The 26,155-nt window shown below is 50.2% G+C and carries 20 protein-coding genes; 10 read left to right on the forward strand and 10 right to left on the reverse strand.

Annotated features, from left to right (window positions below; translation table 11 throughout):
• Positions 1 to 185: 185 nt before the first annotated feature.
• Complete coding sequence (locus OCU43_RS16930) at positions 186 to 2,564, reverse strand: aminotransferase class III-fold pyridoxal phosphate-dependent enzyme (RefSeq protein ID WP_091359337.1); 2,379 nt, start codon at positions 2,562 to 2,564, stop codon at positions 186 to 188.
• 301 nt (positions 2,565 to 2,865) lie between these two features.
• Here OCU43_RS16930 and OCU43_RS16935 point away from each other — a divergent pair, with 301 nt between their 5' ends.
• The 3 genes from OCU43_RS16935 to OCU43_RS16945 all read left to right on the forward strand — a co-directional run bounded on the left by OCU43_RS16935 (position 2,866) and on the right by OCU43_RS16945 (position 6,135).
• Positions 2,866 to 4,374, forward strand: a complete 1,509-nt coding sequence (locus OCU43_RS16935) for an aldehyde dehydrogenase family protein (RefSeq protein ID WP_091359334.1) — start codon at positions 2,866 to 2,868, stop codon at positions 4,372 to 4,374.
• 72 nt (positions 4,375 to 4,446) lie between these two features.
• Positions 4,447 to 5,277, forward strand: a complete 831-nt coding sequence (locus tag OCU43_RS16940) for a helix-turn-helix transcriptional regulator (protein WP_091359333.1) — start codon at positions 4,447 to 4,449, stop codon at positions 5,275 to 5,277.
• A gap of 102 nt (positions 5,278 to 5,379) precedes the next feature.
• Positions 5,380 to 6,135: an SDR family NAD(P)-dependent oxidoreductase gene (locus OCU43_RS16945; RefSeq protein ID WP_091359330.1), complete on the forward strand. Its 756-nt coding sequence runs from the start codon at positions 5,380 to 5,382 to the stop codon at positions 6,133 to 6,135.
• A gap of 262 nt (positions 6,136 to 6,397) precedes the next feature.
• Here the strand turns inward: OCU43_RS16945 and OCU43_RS16950 are convergent, their stop codons facing one another.
• Complete coding sequence (locus OCU43_RS16950) at positions 6,398 to 7,738, reverse strand: DUF945 family protein (RefSeq protein ID WP_091359328.1); 1,341 nt, start codon at positions 7,736 to 7,738, stop codon at positions 6,398 to 6,400.
• 753 nt (positions 7,739 to 8,491) lie between these two features.
• On the opposite strand from OCU43_RS16950, the gene OCU43_RS16955 reads away from it, so the two are divergent.
• The 4 genes from OCU43_RS16955 (at position 8,492) to OCU43_RS16970 (ending at position 10,597) form a co-directional block, all read left to right on the forward strand.
• Complete coding sequence (locus tag OCU43_RS16955; protein ID WP_139203191.1) at positions 8,492 to 8,677, forward strand: hypothetical protein; 186 nt, start codon at positions 8,492 to 8,494, stop codon at positions 8,675 to 8,677.
• 88 nt (positions 8,678 to 8,765) lie between these two features.
• Positions 8,766 to 9,170: a hypothetical protein gene (locus OCU43_RS16960; protein ID WP_091359326.1), complete on the forward strand. Its 405-nt coding sequence runs from the start codon at positions 8,766 to 8,768 to the stop codon at positions 9,168 to 9,170.
• 71 nt (positions 9,171 to 9,241) lie between these two features.
• Positions 9,242 to 9,655 carry a hypothetical protein gene (locus OCU43_RS16965; protein ID WP_139203190.1) on the forward strand — a complete coding sequence of 138 codons (414 nt, stop codon included), beginning with the start codon at positions 9,242 to 9,244 and terminating at the stop codon, positions 9,653 to 9,655.
• Positions 9,656 to 10,264: 609 nt separating this feature from the next.
• Complete coding sequence (locus tag OCU43_RS16970) at positions 10,265 to 10,597, forward strand: hypothetical protein (RefSeq protein ID WP_091359319.1); 333 nt, start codon at positions 10,265 to 10,267, stop codon at positions 10,595 to 10,597.
• Between the two features lie 427 nt (positions 10,598 to 11,024).
• Here the strand turns inward: OCU43_RS16970 and OCU43_RS16975 are convergent, their stop codons facing one another.
• Complete coding sequence (locus OCU43_RS16975; RefSeq protein ID WP_091359316.1) at positions 11,025 to 14,699, reverse strand: AAA family ATPase; 3,675 nt, start codon at positions 14,697 to 14,699, stop codon at positions 11,025 to 11,027.
• Entirely contained in the window at positions 14,696 to 15,961 is a 1,266-nt protein-coding gene (sbcD, locus tag OCU43_RS16980) for an exonuclease subunit SbcD (RefSeq protein WP_091359314.1), read from the reverse strand. Before sbcD ends, OCU43_RS16975 begins: the two co-directional genes overlap by 4 nt.
• Positions 15,962 to 16,107: 146 nt before the next feature.
• On the opposite strand from sbcD, the gene OCU43_RS16985 reads away from it, so the two are divergent.
• On the forward strand, positions 16,108 to 16,734 hold the full coding sequence (locus tag OCU43_RS16985) for a trimeric intracellular cation channel family protein (protein ID WP_091359312.1): 627 nt from the start codon (positions 16,108 to 16,110) through the stop codon (positions 16,732 to 16,734).
• Between the two features lie 164 nt (positions 16,735 to 16,898).
• On the opposite strand, the gene OCU43_RS16990 is transcribed toward OCU43_RS16985, so the two are convergent.
• From OCU43_RS16990 to OCU43_RS17010, 5 genes are all read right to left on the reverse strand, one after another.
• Positions 16,899 to 18,527, reverse strand: coding sequence for a sensor histidine kinase (locus tag OCU43_RS16990; protein ID WP_091359310.1), 1,629 nt, complete (start codon positions 18,525 to 18,527; stop codon positions 16,899 to 16,901).
• Positions 18,528 to 18,556: 29 nt separating this feature from the next.
• Positions 18,557 to 19,372 carry a phosphate/phosphite/phosphonate ABC transporter substrate-binding protein gene (locus OCU43_RS16995; protein ID WP_217647447.1) on the reverse strand — a complete coding sequence of 272 codons (816 nt, stop codon included), beginning with the start codon at positions 19,370 to 19,372 and terminating at the stop codon, positions 18,557 to 18,559.
• Between the two features lie 2 nt (positions 19,373 to 19,374).
• Positions 19,375 to 20,541, reverse strand: a complete 1,167-nt coding sequence (locus OCU43_RS17000) for an HDOD domain-containing protein (RefSeq protein WP_091359308.1) — start codon at positions 20,539 to 20,541, stop codon at positions 19,375 to 19,377.
• Positions 20,542 to 20,583: 42 nt separating this feature from the next.
• On the reverse strand, positions 20,584 to 22,278 hold the full coding sequence (locus OCU43_RS17005) for an EAL domain-containing response regulator (RefSeq protein ID WP_091359306.1): 1,695 nt from the start codon (positions 22,276 to 22,278) through the stop codon (positions 20,584 to 20,586).
• Between the two features lie 84 nt (positions 22,279 to 22,362).
• Positions 22,363 to 22,923, reverse strand: coding sequence for a response regulator (locus tag OCU43_RS17010; RefSeq protein ID WP_091359303.1), 561 nt, complete (start codon positions 22,921 to 22,923; stop codon positions 22,363 to 22,365).
• A gap of 192 nt (positions 22,924 to 23,115) precedes the next feature.
• Between OCU43_RS17010 and nosR the strand changes: the two genes are divergently transcribed.
• Entirely contained in the window at positions 23,116 to 24,459 is a 1,344-nt protein-coding gene (nosR, locus tag OCU43_RS17015) for a response regulator c-di-GMP phosphodiesterase, NosR family (RefSeq protein ID WP_175483540.1), read from the forward strand.
• Between the two features lie 174 nt (positions 24,460 to 24,633).
• On the opposite strand, the gene OCU43_RS17020 is transcribed toward nosR, so the two are convergent.
• Positions 24,634 to 25,455, reverse strand: coding sequence for a 2OG-Fe dioxygenase family protein (locus OCU43_RS17020; RefSeq protein WP_091359298.1), 822 nt, complete (start codon positions 25,453 to 25,455; stop codon positions 24,634 to 24,636).
• A 142-nt stretch (positions 25,456 to 25,597) separates the two neighbouring features.
• On the opposite strand from OCU43_RS17020, the gene OCU43_RS17025 reads away from it, so the two are divergent.
• Positions 25,598 to 26,098, forward strand: a complete 501-nt coding sequence (locus OCU43_RS17025; RefSeq protein WP_091359294.1) for a GNAT family N-acetyltransferase — start codon at positions 25,598 to 25,600, stop codon at positions 26,096 to 26,098.
• The last annotated feature ends 57 nt before the right edge of the window (positions 26,099 to 26,155 follow it).

The following is a 26,155-nucleotide window of genomic DNA, read 5'->3' on the forward strand; positions in this document are numbered from 1 at the left end:
ATTGGTTTGTTGCATAAGAGCGATGGGTTTAAGTCATTCAGAGGGTGAATTATCTGGCAAGCTGAAGTGCTTAATCACAGGCGTTCTAATCATTGGCAATAGGCGAAAAAAAGCCCGGCGAATCTGGCCAGGCTATTTAGTTACAGGCGGTGTTCTTACCTATATAAAGATACCTTGTCGCTCATTCAACCAAGCATCTTCAGACTCTCGTCCATCGCGTTGATAAAGAAATCTACCTCCTCTTTACCCCAGACCAGTGAAGGGCGAATTTTGAGGGTGCCGGGTAGGGATTTGCCGATCATAACGTTGCGTTTAATCATCTCCTTAATCAACTGCTCAGTCTCTTCTGCTGCCGGAGTACGCTTTTGCCGGCAGGTCACCAGCTCAAGACCAACCAACATACCGCGCCCACGGACATCGCCGATAAGCGAGTGTTTCTCAGCCAACTCGCGGAGCCCTGCACGTAGCTGATCCCCCACGTCGTTGGATTTCTGTACCAGTTGTTCACGTTCGATCACATCAAGCACTGCCATGCCTGCAGCACAGGCAACGGTATTGCCTCCAAATGTACTGAACAGCAGTGGGTGGGTGCCGCCAATAAACTGTTTCATCATCTCGCTGGAGAGAATCACCACACCTAGCGGGTGACCGTTAGCGACGGGCTTGCCCATGGTAATGAAATCTACTTTTTCCGGGTTGAGCCCGGCGCCCATGAATCCCCAGAATGTGCCCATCCGTCCGAGGCCTGCCTGCACCTCATCGGCGATAACATAGCCACCGGCAGCGCGGGTTTTATCCGCCACGCGGTCAAAGTAACTGTCGGGGGGCGTGATCACTCCATGGGCGCACATGGCGGTATCGAGCATCAGCGTCGCGGGCTTAAATCCACGGCTGGCCAGCGCGTCGATGGCGCGGTCAGCATCGGCCGAGTAAAGCTCAGCGGCTTCAGGATGATCAGCGTATGGGCCATTGTACATATCTGGCTCGATCAGGCGCTCGATCTGTGTCGGATGCAGAGCTTCGGGCAGGTGCTGCCAGGATTCCGGCGAATATTTTGTCGTCAGCTCAGTACAGCCATGATAGGCGTTATCGAGCACTAATCCGCCTTTGTGACCGCTGAGTGACTGTGCGATCTGTACGGCAAGGTCGTTGGCTTCACTGCCGGAATTGACAAAAATGCAGGTGTTCAGATGGTCGGGCAGATCTTTGGTCAGTCGTGCCGCATAGTCGGCGACAATATCACACATATAGCGTGTATTAGTGTTCAAAGCCTCGGCCTGACGGGCGATCGCTTTGGTGATATGGGGATGACAATGGCCCATTTGAGGGACGTTATTGTAAGCATCCAGGTAGGCGGTGCCATCAGCACTGTACATCCAGCCGCCCTGAGCCCGGGTGATGTTCAGCGGCTGATCATAAAAGTGCCAGATTTTGCCCAGATGCTGTTCCCGGTGCCGGACCAGTTCGTCCTGATGATCTGAAAACTGACGGCCATCATTTTCAATCGGGCTGTAAACAGGAAAACGCAGGGCATCACGCAGTCGACGGGTGACAGTCTCTTGCCCCATTTCGTTGAGTTTGAAGAGCATCTTGGTAAAGAAGCGGTCTTCCAGGTGCGTGCCAGCCTCCGGGTCGTTGAGTTTGCGGAAGTTGATGATGAGGGAGGCCATCGCCAGTCGCAGACGCATGACATCAAACAATAGATCGACCTCCTGCCCGGTGAGTGGATAGGCGCTGTCATATCCCTGGGCAACCTGCAGCAAGGGGCGGATAGGATCTTCCTCGCCTTCGGCGTACGTCTCCGAGATGGTGACGATCTCTGCCAGAATGCTGTTAAAGGCGACGTCCCCAAAATCCAGAATCGCAGCGATCTGGGTTGGATCGTCATGACTGACCATCACATTGGCGTCGTTAGCGTCCTGATGGACCAGTTGGCAGCGGGTTTTCTTCAGCGCAGGCAGCGTGTGCTGCTCAGCTTTATCCAGGGTGGAGGTCAGCAGATCGCGCAGTTCACCCTCTGGCAGACCGGGAAGCATTTCGCGTAATTGCAGACAATGTCCCAGATCCCACAGATGCTTATTACTGCCCGCATAGGGGTGGTAAAAACTTTGAAGCGTGGCGTTAATCCGTCCCATGGTGACACCGATGTTATAGTAATACTCATCGCAATAGGCTTCCGGTGTGTCTTCCACAACACGTCCATCCATAAACGCCATCAGGCGGATCATATGGCGATCGCCACTCAGGTCAGAGGTTATCCACTCGTATGCCTTACCCTGGCGGGTTGCAATAACAGGAGGAACGACCAGTGCAGGGTCTTGCTCAAGGATATGCTCGACCGCTTTGATCTGAAGGTCAACGATGCCTTCAGGCTCCTGAGCGTTGGAAATTTTGATAACCCCCTGCGGCCCCTCTTCATTACGAACCAGCCAGGCCAGATCCCGTTCGCTGTTCAGTGCCGTGAAGTTCCCTTCCAGGTCATACAGTTCCCGGACCAGAGATTTAATCTGGGACAATTCAAACTGAGGCGGATTGCGGTTAGCCAGAGATGAATGATTCGTCATGTTGTTATCCTTTCAAGAATAGGTATTAGCAAGAATAGATATTAGCTGTTTGCCTGGTCCGTCTCAGACCGGTGAGACTATTCTGAGATGAGAGAGAAAGGAAGAGAATAACCTCTGTGACGTAATTCACAGAGGGCGAACCCGGAAAAATACCCTGCAAAGGGTATACCTCTTTGACTCAGAGAGATTCAGACTTTCAGCAGTGTATGGAAGGTTGTGTTTCTCGGCGAGCCGCTAGTCTGGCCGTTGGTTTAACAGACACCCTTTGTTTGGTTTCCACAAAAACAATACGAGATCCGTTATGAATGCGACGATTGAAGCGATGCTGGAAAAATACAATGTCACGCCACAGACCCGAGCCTTTATTGAAGCGGGCCACCAGAAGATGTTTATTGACGGTCAGTTCGTCGATAGCGAGGATGGCACAACGCTGAATATTGAAGACCCTTCCAACGGTGAACACTTGCTGACGGTGCCTAAAGCAACTCTGGGCGATCTGGACCGGGCCGTCGCAGCAGCTAATCGCGCATTCCGTAGCGGACCATGGGCAGAGATGAAACCGAATGAACGTCAGGCGCTGTTGTTCCGCATGGCTGATGCGATGGAGGCTCATGCACAGACGCTGGCAGAGCTGGAAGCGATTGACGCAGGAAAAGCGATCAGTGGTTGTAAAGAAGTGGATATCGCCGGGTCGATAGACTTTCTGCGTTACATGGCCGGATGGGCGACAAAGATTGAAGGTCATACCCGCAATGTCTCCTGTCCTGGCGAAACCTTTGGTTTTACCCTGAAAGAACCGATTGGTGTCGTTGGAGCTATTGTGCCATGGAACTGGCCGCTGAATATGGCGATCTGGAAAATGTGTGCGCCGCTGACGGTAGGTTGTACGATTGTGCTGAAACCCGCTGAGATCACTCCGATGAGCATGATCTATCTGATGAAGATCTGGCAGGAAGCGGGGTTACCGGATGGTGTGGTTAATATCGTTATAGGTACAGGTGTTGGCATTGGCAGCCCACTGGCAGGTCATCCGTGGATCAGTAAAGTTTCCTTCACCGGATCAACTCCGGTTGGTAAGCTGGTGGGGAAAGCAGCGTTGGAAAACATGAATCCTGCAACGCTGGAGCTAGGGGGTAAGTCCGCGATGGTGGCCTTTGATGATGCCAAACTGGAGGATATCGTCACCGGGACACTGCAATCCGTCTTCTTCAACTCGGGTCAGACCTGTTCCGCAGGATCGCGCCTGTACGTTCAGCGTGGCTTATATGACCAGGCTGTTGAGGCGGTGGCAAAAGCCGCCAACGACATGGTGATTGGCGACCCGCTTGATACCAGCATTACCCAGGGGCCACAGATTAGCCGTGGTCAGCTGGATAAGATACTCAACTATATCGAATCGGGTAAAGCCGAAGGCGCGCGACTCGTATGTGGCGGTGAGCAGGCAGATCGCCCGGGGTACTACATGCAGGCGACCGTCTTTGCGGACTGTAATAACTCAATGAAAATTGTACGCGAAGAGATTTTCGGCCCGGTGCTTGCCGTAATTCCTTTTGATACAGAAGAGGAAGCCGTACGCTTAGCGAACGATTCTGATTATGGCCTGACCGCTTCCGTGTTTACTCAGGATGTCAGCCGGGCACATCGAATGGTTAAGAAAATGGAGGCCGGTACGGTCTTTGTTAACACCCATGATGCGATGGATTCTTCTCTGCCGTTTGGTGGTTACAAGCAGTCGGGTATCGGCCGTGATCTGGGGCCTGAGCAACTGGAGCACTTCCTACAGGTAAAAACGGTGATCATGCAGTTATAATTCGTTATTCGTTGCCGGGGAAACTTGTATGTCCTGCAACGAATAGTGGCAGGACAGACAAGTGAGGTACTGATGAGCAGAACAATACACCCGACAGCTTTGACGATGATCGGCCGGTTGTCCAACAGTCTGACTCAGCTCGTTCCGCAGATCGGTAATGATGATTTTCCTCAGTTACTGATCGAGGTTATCAAGCAATTTATTCCTGCCGATGAGATAACACTGATTCTATTCGAGGATAAGCCTGAGTTTCTGGTTTCCGAGAAAACTGAGCAGATTGGTTGTCAGTCAATTGATATGTATCTTGCGGGAGCCTACCTGCTGGACCCATTTTACCGCGCGAGTGTCGAACTGAAACAAAGCCAGTTCTTCACCTACGGTGAACTGGTCCCCGACGGGTTTCGTCAGAGCGAGTTTTACAAGCAGTATCTGGTTAAGATCGGACTCGAAGATGAGTGTGGATACCTGATCATCTTCCCAGGGGGACAGTTTCTGCATCTGAGTATTGGTCACGGCGTAGGTAGTACGGCCCGCTTAAGCCGCTCAGAACGGCAACTGCTTGAAACACTGACCCCCCTCATCGATATGTTATGTCAGCAACACTGGGGCGACCAGCTGTCGAAACCCCTCAATCGTCAGTTAGATCAGGCGTTGGCCAATTTCGGCTCATCAAAACTGACGGAGCGGGAGTGTGCCGTTATCCGTATGGTATTACAGGGATATTCCCCGGCCTCCATTGCCGACAAATTATTTATCTCACCGGGAACCGTGCGGGTTCACTTGCGCAACAGCTACCGAAAGCTTGATATCGGCTCTCAGGTTGATCTGCATAATCTGTTCATGGGTGCTTTGATGCGGTTTGAACAATACGAGGGGGGCGATCCGCTAGAAGGTTTTTTCTGATAACCCGATGCTTGTTTATGTCGTTTCAACAACAGAGCGTCAGGAAAAGGCTGGATATATCATCGGCCCCACATTATCGGCACCACAATTTTGGAGATATGAATGTTTTCGCTTAAAGGATTAAATGCACTGATTACAGGTGGTACTTCAGGTATCGGATTGGCAAGCGCAAGACGTTTTGCCGCTGCCGGTGCCAGGGTGGCGATCGTTGGTCGCCGAGATGGGGCAAGTCTCGCAGACGAAATGAACGGCATCTTTATACAGGCAGACGTCACCGATGAAGATCAGTTACGAGCCTGTTTTGAGGAAGCGGAAGCGCGCATGGGCAAGCTCGACATTGTTATGAACAATGCAGGCATTGAAAATTCCGGACCGACCATTGCCGAGCAAAGTGCCGATGAGTTTCAACGTATCCTGGAGATCAATGTCAAAGCGGTCTACAACGGCTTGCGCTTTGCACCGCTGCACATGAACGATGGCGGGTCCATTATCAATACGTCGTCAGACGTATCAAAAGTTGGCTATCCCGGTTACGGTCAATACTCCGCAACCAAGTCAGCCGTGTGCAGCCTGACCCGGGTCGCAGCGATGGAACTGGTACCGCGAAAGATCCGGGTCAATGCAATCTGCCCGGCCTCGGTGTGGACCGAGATGCTGACCCCGGACCATCCTGAAGTGGTGATGACCGAGCGAACAAGCCCCATGGCCAGGGTTGGTCAGCCTGAGGAAGTCGCAGCACTCTGTCATTTTCTTGCGGCCCCTGACTGCAGTTACCTGACCGGCCAGTCGATAAACGTCGATGGTGGACTGTCGGCGGGTATGGCCGATCATACGTTCGAGAGATTGATGAGGGAGTAAGGATATGTTCACGATGTTTGCCAATGAAAGGTGAACTCATCATGTCTCCTCCCTCAGTTGCCGTTCACACCAAAGTAACCGCTCATCCAGGTAATCAAAATCTACGGCGTAAGTTTGATATTGATTGAAGTTAAAACGCAAAAGGCCGCTCGTAGTGAGCGGCCGTTTTTATGCCTTTCGGACATTGCTTTGGCCAATGAATCTCAGCCACAATCCCCTATCAGGGTCTGCAACGCCGCCAGGCGATCAATGGCTGATCGCCTTAGTTACGCATCAGCGCTTCAATCGAAGTGGGCTCACCATTGAGTGTAATGGCACCGTCCTTGAGAATCAGTTTTGCCGTTAATCCAGAATCATCCGCAACAAATTTGTTACTCATCGCCGCCATCATCGCGACTTCCGGCGAAAGCTCAGACACGCTATTGGGGATGGCCACCAGAATATCCAGATCCACCTGCTGCAACAGTTTCATCGCAGCTAACGCTCCACCGGTTTCCAGTTCAGAGATAAATTCCTCGGTGATATCTTTGGTTAACAAGGTGTTAACGTGTGATTCCAGGGCGCCATCATTGACGTCTGAGTTCACCCAAAGATTGATCGCCAGGTCTTTTTTCAATAACGCGACTACCTGCTCTTTAAGAAACTGCTCATCCATTCCAACCATACCCGGATCAACCGAGCCTGATTCAGACATCTGTTTTGCCAGCTTCTGAGAGTAATCAGACAGTTTCGAAATCGGTGCAAAAGGGGTATCGGCAAAGCTGACACCAATACTCACATCTTTTACCGATACGTCACTGTTAGTTCTTTTATTCAACGCTGCAGGCAGGGTAAATTCGCCAATGTTAAGGCTGCCATCACCGCTATAGTTACCCTTTTCAACATCACCACTGGAAACCATAGAAACGCCTTTGACCGTCAGGGGGGCCTCCAGCTCTGGGGCGACAACCGTTATATGATCAACGTTAAACGTACTGTCTCCAAGGAAAAATCTCTTTTCGTACATAGCGCCATCCATCGTCAGGGTTGACTCGCTGATACGCACCTCGCCGCCGCCAGCATCCACAACGGCAACCGGTGAGAACGTTCCATCAACCTCTACCTCCGACAATGAAGCGTTCGCCTTTGAACTCATGCGACCACCGTCGGATGTGATTCTGACGCTTGTTGCAGTGGTGATATCGAACGGGTTAATAGTCATCTGAGAGGTTTCTTCCCCCATCAGATCAATACTACCTGAGATAGTGACAGGCTCTTTACCTTTAAACGCTGCACGGATCTGCTCATCCTGAAGCCCCATATTTTTCAGGGTGCATGAGTAATCGAAGCTGAGCATGTTGTGCACACCGTCACAGCCAATCACTACCTCACCGATTGGCAGGTCCTGTTCCAGCTCGGGATTGGTCACCCACTTATATTCCGCATAGGTTGCCTTATATCCCCGCTCATACTTCACAATCTCCATCTTCCCGTAGGGGGATCGTGAATTCAGATCAACAAGAGACTGTCTGGTTTGTGACTCTGCCAGATAGCCAGATGCATAAGGCAATCCACCGGCTACCGCAGCAACGGCAACCAGACCAACAATAATAGGTTTCTTCATTTTTCATCCCGGTTATAAATAAGCTTTCGTAAACATCCATATAAACAAGCAGTGTAAGACCGACAGTGTTGTATGAAATGGGTAAACATTATCTCGTCTGGAGCAGCTTAACGACTATCCAGCGTTCTACTCTGAAACACAGTGCCGGTGCGCAGAAGCACACAAACAGAGCATCTGAGTAAAAAACTGGCTAACTGACTGAGTTAAAATCACTTTGAAAAAGTCCTTTTCATGTGGCTCCCTGTATAGCGCCGGTGCCCAGCGCGGGAGTATTTTACGGGTAAAACGCTGCAAATAGAAACCGGATTGACAATAAACTGTGTCTATATGCGAATGGGGTGATATCTATGTCCAGAGAGCGGTTTTTAACTTTGCGCCCTCAATGCTCAATATCCAACATAAGAGCGTTTTACCACAGTACCCAAAGGGCATGCTAAGAACACAGAGAACACAGAGAACACAGAGAAGGTAATGAGCGAGTGAAACATCAAGACAGGCAGTTAATTTAAACAAGCTCAGAAAATTGGCATGGTTTGGCACTGGAATAACCTTTAGAAGTGGTGCATGATCAGCCGGATAGGAAGTATGGCAGGTGACAAAGCGGAGCCATTAAAAACAGCAAATCGTGCTGGCGTGTTTTCAGAAGATGAATAATAGCGTGCTTCAGAATTATTCTTTTACTTCAAATAGATACAGCTCTCTCATCCTCAGTCTTGTGGTGTCAAACCAGAGCAATGTTTGAGGATACAGGCTGTGAGAAATGCATGGGCCAGCGGAATCAATAGAGATAAGGTTCTTATAGAAATTGGCGGCACTAATTTTGATCGCCAAACTCGGTTAAACCAATGCTCTGTTTGTGGTGCGTACTGGGAAGACAACAATGGCAGTTATCCATCAGGTTTGTCAGAGAAAGATGCAAAAAAATATTACAAAATTTAGCGTGCCGGCAGCCCCACACTTAACAAGCAAAGGCAGTATCGCCCTACAGGCTGAACTCGCTAACGGTCGCCGCACATTGAACCGTTAAATGCGTATGAATCACAGCGCAAGATCCGAAATTGATCAAAAGGAGCTAGATGAAGCTCTTGTGTACAAAAACCTTCGATCTCTGTTTCCGAAGGTCAATGATTATGCTCCTAGTAATAGTGGCTATAGCGAAGAATTAGGTGAGCTTCGATATTTTGGTATAAATACCAACAAGCAGTTGAGACTCTTGCTAAAGAAGCATAGAAAACAAATTATCACTATTGATCGCAGCCCAATTAATGCCTATCACCAGAAAATGTACGCAGAAGAAATGGGAGCCGAAAAATTCAATGATCATATGCGTAGGCAATATTGGTTTGCATATCCAGGTTTTCTACGTATAGCCCTTGAATTAGAATTTGGTGAAAAATATGAACTGTATGCCAACGAAAGAGACGGCATTTAACAAGGCTATCAATTTGACCGTTTTACGCTGCGTACCAGGCGGCAAATTATAAAGGCGTAGGTGTTATGACTATGAAGCCACCTCTGTACGATGAAATTCACCAACTGGCGTTGGACATTGTTAATGCTTCGGCAGCAGAGGATCAAAGGTCGATTTGGTCTGCTTATCACGATTTAGAGCTGTTATGTAAGTCTGCTGAGGTCAATGGTCAAAGCCATCCATTCCATTGGAAAACTCTTGCAGATTTCACAACAGCTGCTAGTGCAGCGTTAAATATTTATAAGAAAGCACTTAACAGCGCAGAACAGTATGATTTGGTGAAGTATGTAGCGTCAATAAAAATAGCAATGGCTGAATTGTACGCAGAGGCTGGTGATTCTGAAAAAGGGGTAATGATTGCAAAAGAGGCTAATGAAGCGGCAAAGTTGACATCAGATTTGGAGCTAAAGAGAGAAATCAGTGAGTTCTTACTTCAACATAGCTAAAACACCTAACAAAAGGGTCAAGCGGATTCGTCAAACGCTACGCGTTCTCCTATTCGCTTACCCTAAGCGTTATATAGAAAAAGACCGGGCCTTCTAATTTGAACCTTCAACCAAAGCGCATCGCACTTATCGTATGCATTCTAGTTTGTGCCGTTTGGTTGGCATCAACCGCATGGGCAGTCCTATATTTTGGTGTGGACTTAAACCAAACGGCAGGAGTAAAGCTCCTGAGCATTGTCGTTCAACTGATCCTCTTCGCTGTGGCAATCGTCTTTGGGCCGTTCCTTTGGGTTCAAGCAGTCGTGAACCTTTTTCGCATGACCGCAGAACGGCGTAAAGATCTGCCCAAGGAGTCTTTTCGGTCAATCCGGTGGAGCCCATTCAATATCGTCGCACATCCCAAACTTCTTACGCAACAAGGCTTGGAACACCGGCGCAAACTGTTCAAATCAATCGGCTTGTTCTCGACCTTAATCTTGGCAGTGTTCGCCTGGGAGTATATCTTTGAACCATTTTCTACATAACAAACAGGTCAAGTCTGCCCTACGGGCGGGAACTCCGCAAGCTTCGCTCGCTGCGTCCTCTTACCTAAAGCGTTATGCATAAATCATGAAAAGAGCGATTCCAATACTCCTGGCCCTTGTGATAGCTGGTTGTACAACGAATTCAGCCATATTCGAGCTTTATAGTGAAAAGCCAATAGCTGTTAATTGTGCGCATAGAGCAATTGAAAATACTGAAGGTATCAGTAAAGCGTGGTTGGAAAATCACGCCATTAGATTTAAAGGTTATGGATTCTCTGGTGAGCTCTATCATGGTGGTAAAGGTGAACCATTTACTACCTATGGTTTGGAAATCCAGAGTAACCCTATTATTGGCGAAGGCGTAAAAACAATCGCTGATAAAATTACAGAGTCAATAAACGGAAAATGCACAAACTAAAGCACTAAAGGGATCCGACTAAAGGAATCAAAGCCCTTTAGCGCAGCAACTAAAGGGGTCAAAGCCCTTTACCGCTCATAACTTCTCTGTGCTCTCGGTGTCCTTAGCATGCCCTTTGGGTACTGTGGTGAATCATCTTCAGGGCAGTGTATCAGAGATTATGCCTGCCTCGCTCCCACAGAAAATCTGGCCAAAGCGGACAAGCAGCCAAAGGCTGCGTTCGGACAAATGAAATGATCGGACTAGCGCAGCGATCGGACATTGATTTCACCTCGAAGAAGACGGTGGGAGGCGCGCCCTCGCGGCGATTGATCGTGCATTTTGCCTGCTGATAGTTTCATCGCGACGGGGCGTCGCTCCCACAGGGACCTCATGCCCTCAGTGCTCTCTGTGAACTTAGTTTGCCCCTTGGGTGTGTGGTAAACCCCTACCCCACCCGATACTCACTCCCCAGTTCACTGATCCCCAACCCACTCTTCTTGATCACTCGAAGTTGCGCCGGAATACGCTCTTTCATCGCTTCGATATGACTGATAACGCCGATCATCTTGCCGGAGGCGTTGAGGTTGTCCAGGGCGTCGAGGGCGATATCCAGGGTTTCGCTGTCCAGGGTGCCGAAGCCTTCATCGAGGAACAGGGAGTCGATGCTGGTTTTGTGGCTGACCAGATCGGAGAGTGCCAGCGCCAGAGCCAGACTCACCAGAAAGCTTTCGCCGCCGGAGAGGGTTTTGGTATCCCGTTCGATATCCCCCTGCCAGGTGTCCAGTACGCTGAGCTCTAACCCGGCATCCTGTTTGCGTTTCAGCAGGTAGCGGCCATGCAGTCGCTCCAGCTGCTGGTTGGCCAGGTGCACCAGATTATCCAGCGTCAGGCCCTGGGCGAATTTACGGAACTTGTCCCCTTTCTGCGAGCCGATCAGTGAGTGCAGGTATTGAAGATCGTCGTAGTGTTCGGTGTAGGTGGTGATCTTGTCGAACAGCGCCTGCTGATCTTTGCGCCGGGTCTGATCTGAGGTCAGTTCGTTACCGATCTCACCATCCCGTTTCGCCAACTGTTCAAGCGTGTGATTGAGTTCACTGATCTGCACTTCAAGAACCGCTTTCGGGGTTTTCTGGTATTCAGCGGCCTGGGGGTCTTCCTGTATCACTTGCAGCGCTTGCGTGGCGTGATCCAATAACGCAGTGGCACGCTCCAGCTCTTTATCCAGCTGCTGTTTCTTTTCAAGCAGTGCTTTGCGTTCGGGCTCAGACAGTAACGCCTGCTGGAAGTCGGCTTCGGTGCTAAACGGACTTGCGGACAAGGCGGTTAACCACTCGGTCTGAAGCTGTTCCAGTCGGTCTTGTAACCCATTAAGTGCTTGCTGCTGGCTCTTCAGCTCGGCCAGCAGGGCGTTATGTTCACTGGATAACTGGTGACGGGTTTCCTGCGCGGCTTTGTAGCTGTTCTCGGCTGACTGCAGCTGAAGCTGACGCTCTCTGCGCGCCTCGCTAACCACCCTGTCGCCAAACAGATCACGGCGCTGGGCTTGCAGTTGTTGTAACGACTGGCTCAGTTGATCCCGTTGCTGCTGCAACTCTGTCAGCTGTTTTTCAATATCGCTCAGCTGCTGCTGGCCGTGTGTCTGCTCAATGCTGAGGCGATTCAACTGGTTGCTGAGCTGCTCTTTCCGGATGCTAAACTCATCCCATTGCTGAGCATCCAGCCGCTTAGCCTCCAGCCACGCCTTCAGGGCTTGCGCTTCTGGTGGCTGGTAGCCCTGTTCGGTTAACTGTGCAGCAAAGGAGTCCCGCTGAGCGGTGAGTTGCTCAGATCCTGTGTTTTTATCCTGTTGAATATCAAGCAGACGCTTAGACAGATTCGCTATCGCCTGTTCACTCAACTGCAGTTTATTGCTCAGCTGTTGCGTCGCGCGCTGGGCATTATCCCACTGCTGGCGGGCATCATCGCGCTGCTTGTTAAGGTTTTTCAGCTGCTGGATCGCATCTGCAAGCTGTTGCCGTTTGACCAGTTCAGCCGCCTGGTACTGTTGCAGACTCTCACTATCGGTAATCGGAAAATCAAGCGTCAGAGGGGTGGCAGTTTGCTGCCACTGCTGTGCCAGCGCAGACTGTTCTGTCTGGATCTCATTTAACCGCTGGGCTAACTCCTGTAGATGACGCTCAACTGAGGCCAGTGCCGCGGCGGTCTCCTGCCCCTGATCTGTTATCGCCGTCAGCTCTTGTATCGCGTCATCCCTGTCTTTAACGGCCTGAGACAGATCAGTTAGTTGACCATCAAGTTTTGGATGTTCCAGTGCACCACATAACGGACAGGCATCACCCGATTTCAAGTTTGCGCGGAACTGGGCCAACTGTTCATCCTGAGTGACCAGTTTGCTCAACGCGCTTACCAGTTGCTTCTGTTTTGTATATTGCGCCAGAAGCTGTTCACGGGTCTGCATTAACTTTGTTTGACCGGCCTGTTCACTCTTTTCGCTTACCTGTTTTTCCTGTTGTTCTTTCTCCAGCTGCTGCCAACGGAGGCTGAGCTGTTGCAGCTCGAGTAACAGGGCATAGTCGGTATTGAGCCGTTCCCGTTGCTGTTCTAAGGTATCAATGTCGCCCTGCCCGCTGGCGGCAACCGAGGCGTTGTTGGCCTGCTGCCACAGCTGTTCCAGCTTAGCCGTATCCGCCAGCGCAGTCTGATACTGCTTCTCGTCTGCGGCATGGGTGTTCTGCAGTTCAGTCAGCTGTTGCTGTACGCCGGTCTGTTTTTCGATCAGCTGTGTGACAACATCCTCTTGCGCTAAAATCTGTTCCGCCTGCACCTGCCACTGACCCAGATACTGTTTCAGTGACCCGTCGGCTTTGTGCTGTTGCAGATACTGCTCAACCGTTTCAAGTTCCTGAGTCTGGGTGCTGATCTGCTCGTTAAGCGAGTTTAGCTGTTGTTTGCTCGCATCCCGCTTCGATACAGTCTCTTTAAGACTGTTCTCTTTATCGCTGAGCTGAGTCTGTTCGGCGCTGATCTTCTGATCCAGCGGCACCACCTGCTCGTTGATCAGTTGCTCCTGCTGTTCGTGCTGCTGTTTCGCGGTGTTCAACACAACACTTTGCTGCTCGTAGGATGCAACAGCGCTCTCCACCCGGGTTTTCAGCACCTGCTCAGATTGCTGTTTTTCAGTGGTTGCCTGTAGGCTGCTATCCCGCTGTTGGCGGGCATCCTGCAGCAGCATATATGAGCCTCGCAACTGCTGTGCCGGTTCACTCTGCTGTAAGCGCAGCAGATCGGGTTGCGCCTGTTTGTATTGCTCGCTGACAACTTGAAGACGCTCGGTACTGGTCGTTTGATCCTGTAATGCCCGCTCATACTGCTGCCACCAGTGCAGATGGGCGCTGCTGGTTGCCAGCGTGACTTTCAGTTCACTCTGTTGCTGCTGCAACCGGGTTAACTCGTCCTGCAGTAACTGCGTCTGCTCCTCTGTCAGCAGCTGCACCCCTTTCGCCTGAGAGTTCAGATCTGACAGTTTTCGCTTCGCCTCAACAAAATGGTCATGCACCCTTTCAGAGATCTGTCCATAGATCTCGGTGCCGGTCAGCTCCTCTAACAGTTCGGCCCGTTCCGCTTCTCTGGCATTGAGAAAGGCGGCGAACTCCCCCTGGGAGAGCAGCATCGATTTGGTAAAACGGGAAAAATCCAGACCGGTGATCTGTTCAATGGTCTCGCTTTTCTGCTTTATCTGAGTCGCCAGCACAGTGCCGGTCGCCACCTCGGCCAGTTCGACATCCGCCTGTTGCAGGTTGCCATCAGCCTTGCCCCGGGAACGGCGCATACTCCAGTGGGCACGGTAGGCTTTACCCTTGACCTCAAACTGTACTTCAGCCGAGCACTCGGCGGTGCCCCGGGTCATTATCTCATTGGTGGAGGTGGTGATCTGGCCTAAACGGGGGGTTTGGTGGTAGAGCGCCAGACAGATCGCATCCAGTAAAGTGGTTTTACCCGCGCCCGTCGGCCCGGTAATGGCAAACAGGCCGTTATCGACAAAGGGGGAGCGGGTAAAGTCGATCTTCCACTCCCCTTTCAGGGAGTTCAGGTTTTTGAACTGCAGGCTGAGAATCTTCATAGGTTCAGCTCCCGGTTCTGCTCGGGATTTTCGACCTCGGAGACGATCTGACGAAACTGCTGTTTGATCCGTCCTAATCTTGCCTGCTCGGCGTCACTGTCGAAGTTCTCCAGTTCCAGCCGTTTGGCAAACACATCCTCGGGGGTTAACTCCGCCAGGGTTTCACGTGCGATCTGATTGAGTGTTTGCCGCGCGGTATTGCGTGAACGGCGCAGCTGCAACACCTCGACAGGTAGGTCCTCGATCATCGCCTGAATCCGCTGCGGCAGATCCGAGAGATAGTCCTGAGTCTCAACCTCTATGCAGAGCCATACCGGCTGAGGGGCCATGGCGAATGTTTCCAGCTGCGTCTGAATACTGCTCAGATCCCCTTTAATCACCGCCATAGCCTGAAACAGCGGCACCTCAAGCGGGGTGATCGCTGCCGTTTCAGCGCCATTAAATGACACCATTACCACCTGTTTAGCCGTTTTCAGTTCATCAAAACTCAGCGGGATAGGTGAGCCGCTGTAACGGATATGCTCTGACTTAGCGACGATCTGCGGTCTGTGGATATGTCCCAGGGCGATATAATCAGCGGGTGGAAAACCGTCGGCGGCAAAACCATCCAGGGTGCCGATATAGATATCCCGCACTGAGTCCGACTGACTCACACCCAACGCGGTCAGATGACCGGTGGCGATAATCGGCAGATCCAGCTGTTTCTCCTCCCGGAGCGCCAGCGCGGCCCGGTACAGCTGATGATAGTGCTGCTTAATTGCCTCGCCCAGGGCCTGGCGTTTTTCCAGACCGGACTCCCCGGCACGACTCTGAATCACATCACGGGGGCGGATAAAGGGGATGGCACAGAGAATCGCACCGGTTGTGCCTGCACTGTTTTTTAGCTCAATAATCTGCTTGTCGAACGACGCATCATCGCCGCTATCGTCCGAGGCTGTCACATTAGCCACCACATAGGTATTCAGGCAGGCCACCAGCTGCTTCGATTCATTCAGAGTCGAGACGGAATCATGATTGCCGCCTAACACCACTAACGTGCAGTTCAGTTGACTGATCGCCACGATAAAGCGGTTGTACATCTCCCGCGCATAGCTCGGCGGTGTGCCGGTATCGAAGATATCCCCGGCAACAATCACCGCATCGATCTCATGAGCCTTAATCTGCTCCAGCAACCAACTGAGAAAAGCCTGATGTTCCGCTTTACGGCTTTTGGTAAAAAAACTCTGACCCAGATGCCAGTCAGAGGTGTGCAGGAGTTTCATACAGAGCATCCTTAACCATCAAAATAGGTGAGATAGACTATCACAATGGCCGCACTCACCAGATCGATTTCTTTAATAAAAACAATCCGGTGTTAGATGCTACAATCCCAGGAACCGGAACACTATAACCCTGGGAAACGAAAGTAATGCCGTTTGATATCACCGCTGTCGTCAACATCATGGGGCTTTCTGCCGTTGCCGTGTTTGCTGTGTCAGGTGCACTGGATGCCGCCCGTCAGAAGATGGATATTCTCGGCTTTATGCTGATCGGCACGGCAACGGGGCTGGGCGGCGGCACTCTTCGCGATCTGGTGCTGGGCAATCTGCCGGTACTCTGGATTCGCGAGCCGATCTGGATCATCGTCTGTCTGGTGGCCTCCGCTGTCACCTACTTTATCGCGCCTAAACTGGCGTCACTGTCGCGGGCATTGATCTGGATGGATGCGATCGGTATTGCGCTGTTTGCGGTGGTAGGCACTAAGATCGGACTCGATTTTGGCACCTCCCCTCTGATTGCGGTGTGTATGGGGGTGATGACCGGCAGCTTTGGCGGTATCGCCCGGGATCTGCTGTGTGGCAGCAACCTGACGCTGATGAATGAGGAGTTGTATATCACCACCATAATGGCAGGATCTGTTACCTATCTCACGCTTAATTCATTCAACCTGCCCTACAGTTACGACCTGGTGGGCGGTTTTCTGGTGGCGTTTACACTTCGGGCGCTGGCGATCCGGTTTAATATTAAACTGCCGAACATCTATCGCGACCGCTGACCTCTGGGTTACAAACTGTGTCGATAGGCTTAATGTAATCAAATCTATCTGCCTGGGTCACACAAATGCATGTGCAGCGTTTAGGATTCAGGCTCTCAGTTTTTTTGTCAAAATCATCCTGAATCACGTCAACCCCATTGCGGCACCATCACTCCAGCCAGCCGCTATTCAGCGACAGCCTGATCTGTGACCAATGGTAAACTTATCGTAAAACAACTCCCCTTACCCGGTTCACTGGTAACGTTAAGCTCCCCTCCGTGTTCATGGATGATGCCATAGGATATGGCTAATCCTAATCCAGTACCCTTTCCTACTGGCTTAGTAGTGTAAAACGGATCAAAAATCTTCTCTATTTTTTCCGCCGCAATACCCGTGCCGGTATCCTCCACCTCAATCGTTAACATATTATCCTTCTGAGCTGACCGCACCGTCACGCATCCCTTATCCTTAATCGCCTGACCGGCATTGAGAAACAGATTCAGAAGCACCTGATTAATCTGCCCGGGGCAGCAGTATATCAACGGTAACTCATTCAATTCAGTCCTGATTTCACAATGATACTTCAGTTCATTATTAACCACCTTAAGGGTGGTCTGAATACACTCATTCAGATCGCATTGTGAGCGGGTCGAAACCGTGTCTATATGAGAAAAGGCCCTGAGACCTTTCACTATATCCCTGACCCTCTTAGCACCTTCTATAGAGTCGCTCAGCAGGTCATCCAGATCTTCATTGATAAACTCCAGATCATATTCCTCGTACAACTTTTGAATTTTCTCCTGCTGTGCTTCCCGATCCTCCAGACTGGTCAGTGTTGCGCCCTCTTCATATGCCTGAATCACAGAACGATAGCTCTGCGTGTACTGCTTCAGTGACTGGAGATTACTCATGATAAACGCGATGGGATTATTTATTTCATGGGCCACACCCGCCGCCAGCACACCAATTGATGCCATTTTCTCAGAGTGCAATAGTTTGGCATGCGCCTCTTTAATCTCCCGTGTGGCCTGCTCCAGCTCACTATTCTTTTTTCTCAGCTCTTCGGTACGCCGCAACACCCGTTGTTCAAGTGATCGGTTCAGTTCTTTAAGGTCGTTTTCGAACCGATCCCGGCTGGCGCTCGTTTCCCTAAGGTTATCCACCATCGTATTAAAAGCGCCAGCTACATCAGCAATCTCATCATGCCCCTTGACAGGAACATGCAGATCAAGCCCTCCATCTGAAATAGTTTTAGCGGCCGAATGCAGTACTTTCAGTTGCTTTGTCAGGTAACTCCCCAACAGGAAAGAAAACAGAGCCACAAGCCCCATCTCAAGTACAGCAATCAACTCACTGCGACGTTCAGCTTCGACGAAGATTGCATTCATACTGCTAATATCGAGACCGATTTCAACCTGGCCGTAGACCTGCCCACCTTCGCGGATCTCCGCGGCGGTATCAAACACACCATCCGTTGTGGTTTCAACACTGTGATCCGCAATAAATGGCCGCGCCAAAACAGTAGGATCGCCTCCCTGAGCAACCACATTGTGATCCGGCCCCAGAACTCTGGCATAAACCAGATCGGGGTTTTTTAAGACTTCACGGACAAATGCATCCAGAGAAGCCAGATCATAGGACAACACGGCATCTTTGGTGGTAGTGGCGAACAATGTAACGGTCGTCGAAGCCCGCTTGGTCAGTGCATCGTAGTTTGTGGTACGCAGATAATTCAGTGTCATAGACACCAGCAGCAACAACAGCAACGCTTCAATACAAGCGATGCCGATTATGGTTTTTAACCTGATTGACACCTGAACCCCCTCGCTAACCGAACAAGAAACTACTGCAGCAGATCATCCAACAGTTTAATTTTCAATGCCCGTACATCATCCCAGTCACTATCCTGCGCCGTCTCTATACCCTGAAAATTAATCGCTTTCAGTAACGCACGCCCTTCCGGATCATCATTCATCGCTAGCAGTGCATTTCTAAGCTTCGCGACAGTTTCCGCGTTAATCCGAGGGTGCACCGCAATAGCATGAGGGGTATAGGTCGGCGTGCGCCATAAGACCCGCAACTGTGCTTTCACCTCAGGTGCAATATTATTAAAGGTGCGCATAACCCCACCACCGGCAACAAAAAAACCACGACTGACTCCCAGATACACGGAGTCATGGGAAGAGACATATTTCGGCGTAATATGAATGCCTTCTAACCCCATTTGGGCACGGGGAACGATACTGGCGGCAAATGCTGCCGGTGAAGGAAAGGCTAACGTTTGTCCATTCAATTCAGCAAGCTCGGTCAGTGGGCTGTCTTTTCTGACCACAACAATGCCTTGAATCCGCTTATCCTTCTGCTTTGCAAGTGCCTGATATCCGGGAACCTGATGAAAAACCGTATAATGGTAAGGGTTCATATACGCAATATCATATTCCCCCGCCAACAGACGCTTTTCAAACGTCGGGATATCATGTGCGGTACTGAAACGGATAGTCTCCCCGGTTTTTTCACTCAGGTAGTTGAAAATTGGCGTCCACAATTGAGCCAGTCGCTTGGCTGACTGTTGTGGCACTACCCCAAAGGTAAGCGTATCAGCATCAGCATCAGGAGCACTCAGACTCAGTGACAGCAGCAATGTTAGCGCATAGATAATTCTCACGACTCATCCCTCTTTAGCTCTGAATTGTCAAACTCATCAATCCATAAAAGAACCTTATCCAGTATCCCCTGAGACTGGAGCATCGAACGATCCAGTCCTGACGCCTCATCCAGCAAGCTGCCACCACGGGCCTTTGTCTCACAGGCTAACTTCACCACATAAAGACGGCACATAAGCGGTGTAATATGCTCGGCCTCTGAAGGAACATTCTGATAAATCAAGGCTTGAACAAAGTCGTTCTCAAACTCCCAAAGCGCCAGCAAATATGCTCCGGCAACATCTTCTTCGGTTGGTTGCCGCTGCCGATGATCCGGGACAAAGCGGATCGACCCTGTGCAGGTCAGCAATGCGCCGACATTGTGCAACAATCCCAGAGTGAATGATTTCTCGACCTCTTGTTTACTACAGCCACAGGCAATGCTCAGTTGCCGGGACAACAAGGCAAGCATCATTGATCGCTGTAATAACTGATTGCGTTGTGTCTCATCAATTGCCGGACACTGTCTGAATACCCCGTGACAAAGCACTACATTCTTGATGATTTCAAAACCCAGCCGCATAACGGCGGAATGGATATCAGAGGCCGGCCCGGTAAAACCGAGATAGGGTGAATTCGCCAGCTGAATGATCTTTGCCAGGATTGCCGGATCCTGGCTGATGATTCTGCCAATCTCATCAACATTAACATTGTCACTCTTCAGATAATCACTCAGCTCCCGATAGACCTGCGGCAGCACCGGAATACTCTCGAGCGCACCGAGCTGTCGCCGCAGATCCTGTGACACCGGGAGACTGCGCAGACAGATGGCCCGGCGTAACAGCTGCGATAATGTGTCCATTTCAATCGGTTTTGGTATCAGGATATGCGCGACATCCGCGACTTCAAAGATCACCTCTTCAGAGATATATCCCGAAAGCATTACCCGAATAACTTCGGGTGACTCGTCACAAACCCGCCGCAGCAGATCAGCACCATCCATTTCAGGCATGCGTTTATCGGTAACGATCACCCAGGGTTCAAACTCCGCAAGTACGCTGAGCGCCTCCGTCGGCGACTGACAAAACCTCAGCTCCCAGTCGCGGCAATATGGCCTCAACCCTCTGCGCAGAGAGCTAAGAACACTGATTTCATCATCGACAAATAATACCCGGGGTGTATCCATCAAATTTCTAATTCCTGACAGTTTCCTTGATCGTTATCCGCACTAATGCTGCAGGTATTCTTTCCCGATTAACGGCTGATTTTCAAGCAACGCCCTGAACTGTCCAGCCGATACCGGCGGACTATAAAAATATCCCTGAATCTCATCGCAATTGAGAGTATTCAGGGTATCCAGCTGAGCCTGAGTCTCAACCCCTTCGGCAACTACCGACATACCCAGGTCATGCGACAACTGGATAACATTTCTCACCAGATCCAGGCGTTCTCTGCTCTGTGGCAGCTCTTTTACGAAGGAACGGTCAATCTTCAGAGTATCTATTGGTAATCGGTTCAGATAATTAAGCGATGAGTACCCGGTACCAAAATCATCAATAGACAGTTTAATCCCCAGTGCTTTCAACTCATTAAGCAGTTTCACGCTGTTATCAATATCCTGTATCAGGAAGGTTTCGGTAATTTCCAGTTCCAGATCGGTCGGCTCTATACCGGATACATCCAGGATATGTTTAATTTTATCAGCCAGCATTGCCTGATGCAGTTGACGGCCGGACAGATTCACGGAGAGCAAAAACGGAGGCACCCCTTCTCGTTGCCAGCACTTACGTTGCGCACTGGCGGTCGCCAAAACCCACTCACCGATCGGCTCAATCAGGCCACTGGTCTCAGCCAGAGGAATAAACGTTTCAGGAGAGATCATCCCCAACGAATCATGCTTCCAGCGTAACAGAGACTCCGCCCCGACAATAAGCCCGGTTCTCAGCGAAATCTTAGGCTGATACACCACCGATAATTGATCTTTATCCAGCGCCTGGTACAGGTCGCTACGCAGCAACATCAGCCCACGACTATTAGCGTTCATCGCTGGCTGGTAACGGGGAAACTGCCGGGCACCCGATTGCTTATCATTATAGAGAGCGGCCTGAGCATTACGTATTAACGATTCCGGGGTTTCACCATCATCGGGACTCAGCGCATATCCAGCACTGAAGGAGATGTGCAATTCTCGCCCGGCAATACTTTGTAACTGCTCAAATGGTTGCAACAGAGCGTCAACAATATTCTGTGTTTCCGTTGCGGAATAAGCCGCGGGAATCAGCAGCACAAACTCATCACCGCCCATATGCCCAAGCTCACCGGATTCAGGGGTATTCTGCAACATCGTGTTTGCCAGCGAAACCAGCAGTTGATCTGCCACCTCGTACCCCAGACTATCGTTATAGCTACGGAACATATTGACGTCCAGATAAACCGCCGTTGTCTCGACACCACTCTCCATCCACTGCCGCAGGCGCGCCATGACTTCCCGACGAAATAACAGCTCCTCAATCCCAAGAGCTCCGCTCCTGCGTCGTAGTTTGTCCAGTTCCTGGGAATGCTGAAAGGCCCCCTTTATCTCAGCCAGCAATGTCCCCTCATCCCATGGTTTGGTGAGATACTTGTATACCGTGCCGCTGTTAAGCGCAGCGATAACTGAATCAATATCGGCATAGCCGGTCAACATAACACCGACAATATCGGAGAAGCGTTGTTTGATATTCGCCAGCAACTCCCCGCCGGTCATGTTAGGCATATGATAATCGGTAATAACCACCCTGATATGATTATTTTGCTCAAGCAAACGTAACGCTTCATCCCCGCTATTCGCAGTAACGACCTTATATCCGGCATGATGCAGTGTCCGCCTCAGTGCCCTGAGAATAGACTGTTCATCATCAATCAGTAACAACGTTCTATGCACAGTACCCCCAGCACTTTCTTTCTGACATCGATCAATTCAGTTAATCACTTGTTCGCCGGACACAATCACGGTTATAGCGGCAGTTCATTTTTTCAGCAGCTGCTGAATGCTCTTTAAAAGCTGTTCATTCTCAAAAGGTTTCTGCAACACGGCATCAGCACCAGCCGCTAATGCTTTCTCCAGACTGGCTTCACCCAGAGCCGATATGACCAGAATTTTAAGGCCCGATAGTTCGCTAGTGCTCCTGACGCATTCGATTACGCCGTAACCATCCAGACCCGGCATACTCAGATCGAGCGTCATTAACGCAGGCTTTTCTATAGACAGCATGCTTCCGGCCTGAAATCCGTCGGTCGCGATCAGTGTTTCATAGCCATTACTTCTGAGTACCCGTTGTATTGATTTTGCAACCGCTGGCTCATCATCCACGATCAATATCTGTCTGCTGATGGTTTGCTGGAGCCCAGGTGGCACAGGCATGCCATGCTCATGCAGAAAGGCGATAAAATCTTCTTCCCGAACCCGGTTATTTCCCCTGCCAGGCAATTTAAAACCCGTTAAAGCACCACGATCAATCCAGCGAATAACAGTCCGCAAGTTGACATCACAAAGCTTTGCTATTTCACCTGTCGTCAATGTTTTCATCTATATACCTACCCAAAGAGTTATCCTTGCTCCTGATAGTGACTATAGTAACAAAACATTATTCTAAGTCAAATGTGACATTTGAGACACACACTGCTAAGCTGAAGTCCGATTACGAATAATGGATTGTTTGCTACAGGTATTGAGAGAAACAGAACGCGTTACACTCTTGTCGATAAAATGGAGCCCGGCATGCAACAACACACGCCAGAACTGATACAACAACCCGTCCCTGATACCCAGTCGATCTGGAATGTTCTTTGTGTGGACGACGAAACCAATGTTTTACGGGCGCTTAAGCGTCTGCTAAATAACACTGAGTTTCAGTTTTTCCCAGCCTCCAACGCTCGCGAAGGCATGAAACTCATGCAGCAACACTCGATAGATATCGTGATTTCAGATATGCGCATGCCTGAGATTGATGGAGCAGAGTTTTTAGCTAAGATTGCCCGGGAATACCCTTCCAGCTACCGCATGCTGCTAACCGGCTATGCCGATAATGATGCCACTATTTCTGCAGTCAACGATGGGCAGATTCACCGCTATCTGCAAAAACCCTGGAACAATGAAGATCTCTTACTGACGCTATCGCAGGCGGCCGAACGCCTCTGTCTTGAGCGGGAAAAGCAACAGTTGCTGACAACGATAAAACAGCAGAACCAGACACTTCATGATCTGAACCTTGAACTCGAAGAAAGAGTTCAGTTGCGTACCCGACAAATTCGCCAGGCAATGACCAGAGTCGAGCAGGCGAACAGCCAGATCAAAACAAACCATCGTGCCACGCTGAAGGTCTTCTATAATCTTATCAGCCTCAATCCCCACCTCGGAGGCAAACAGGCTATACAGATTAGTGAATTATGCGAACTGATTGCCAGACATCTGGAATTAACACCATCTGAAGTCACCACTATCCACCTGGCAGGATTAATAAGCGAATTAGGATTACTGAGTCTGCCTGAAAAAATTCTGGCGCTCCCCTTGTGTAAGCTCAGCTCAACAGAAACAAAATTGTTTCTTGAACACCCAGTGAAAGCGTATATAGCACTGGCTCCGGCAGAAAATCTCAATGATGTTGCCGAAATAATTAAATACCAGTATGAGCAGGTCTGCGGGGCTGGCACTCCGGACGGACTTCTGGAGAATCAGATTCCCCTCGGGGCCAGAATTCTTTCTGTAGCACGCGATTACGTTCATTCAATTAATGGAAAACGATATGACATATGCAAAAGCAGCCATGACACACTTAGGCAACTAAACAGAGATTCGGGCACCATTTATGACAAGCAGATTGTTCAGTTGCTACCTGAACTTATTCCCCAGCTGGAACACAAAGCGCTGAAATCATCTGAACGCCTGGTAACAAGTATGCAGCTTGAAGCAGGCATGGAACTATCACGAAGTATCTATAATCAAAACGAGATCCTGCTTCTGCCCGCGGGGCATCGTTTTACGGCCTCGACTCTCGAACGGTTGCAATCACTGGAAAAGATCGACGGGCGGCGACATCTACCTATCTATGTTCTGGAGCAATAGGTGATAGTTAATAGAGCAAAATCAGTAACGGTTGTTGATGAACCAGGCTTTCTTAACTACCAATGAGATTCACCGGGCGTTAATTTAATAAAAGTGGCGACCTATTTCAGAACCAGACAATAATAAAGGCGGATACCCGATCCGCCTTTTATCTCTCATATTCCTGCAGCAGTCTTACCTCTCATTCAACACCGCCCCGGGGAAATGTTCCCGGAGAATGCGGTTCTGAAACTGATCATTAAAACGACAATTGATTATGATGATAAACCGTTCATAGGGCTGGTCGGCATCAAGCGGCTTAACACCACTGACACTGTGATAGATCTGATCATCACGGATATGCAGAATCTCACCCGGCGCCAGATCACCGGAGATAATCTCCTGCTCTCCCTGTTTATCGTACGACAATAAACTGGTTCCGCCGCTGACATTTTCCCGGTTAATCACCAACACACTGAGAAACTGACTACCATCTTTATGAATCCCCTGCCCCTGCAATGGGTCGGTTAAGGCGTTCCCCCGCACACCGTTTATCTGCATCAGAATCGGCTCACCGGGCTGAATATCCCAGAGCCCGGCCCAACCCTTGATAAACTCGGAGACATCGGTTCGCTGAATAAACGCATCCTCCAGGGGCGCATAATGGCGCACCTTATCCGCCATGGTATCCGCATCATTAAATGCACCGGCCTGAGCCATTGGACAATCCGGCACCACCACCGGCTCACCAGCCCGGTTCAGATAGAACCAGGACATCCGCTTCCAGCGGCTATCCACATACGGGTCCCGGGGTAGCTGTTGCAGATAAGGCAACCAGCCTTGCAGATCAATCCGGTTATGGACATCGGTTCTGCTCCAGTTACCCGTGTAGACCTCTTCATATACCCGATCCTCCCAGTACCTCCCCGGACAGGGTATTGTTGAATGAACAGGCTGCGGTGCAATATAGGGTTGAGACACACCCCTGGCGGGGTTATTTAAGACGGTTGTTTCCATAGTATTTCACTCCTGTGAGACAGAAACAGCTGCACAATGCAGCAGAAAAAATCAAAGGCCGATACACCGGGCCTTCGGTCTCTATTTGTAGCAACTTAAACATACGTTTAAAAACAACCTTCACCAATTTGTGAAAAACAGTATGGATAAAATTCAAACCCGGGTTGCCCGCTTCACGCTCAGAACCGGAACGGCCGATGACGCAGCACAGGTTATCGCCTATATGAAAAAACTGGGTGAATACCAGAAGATGCTGGATAAGATCACCGCCACCGAAGCTGATATACACCGCTTACTCAGTGAACAAAGAGGGGAAGTACTGTTTGGGGAATACGATGGCGAGACGGTTGGCTTTATCTATTTCTATCAAAACTCATCGGCGTTCACTGGCCAGACCGGGCTCTATATCGATGGCTTTTACATCGATCAGCCGTTTCAGTCACAAGGGTTAGGTAAGATTATGCTCGCCTATCTCTCTAAGCTGGCACTGGAACGGGGTTGCCAGCGACTGGAGTGGGGCTGTCTCGACTGGAACACCCCGGCTATCCACTTCTATCAACAGATGGGAGCCAACAGCGTCGATGAGATGACGATCTATCGCTTAGGCCCACAGCAGCTGGAGCAGAGTGCAGCGCAATTCTGATCTTATTTTCACAACCTGTTTTCAAGCTGAACGCTGACGAACTTTTATCATACCGAT

This window comes from Amphritea atlantica (assembly GCF_024347255.1).
In the GTDB taxonomy this organism is placed as follows: Bacteria; Pseudomonadota; Gammaproteobacteria; order Pseudomonadales; family Balneatricaceae; genus Amphritea; species Amphritea atlantica.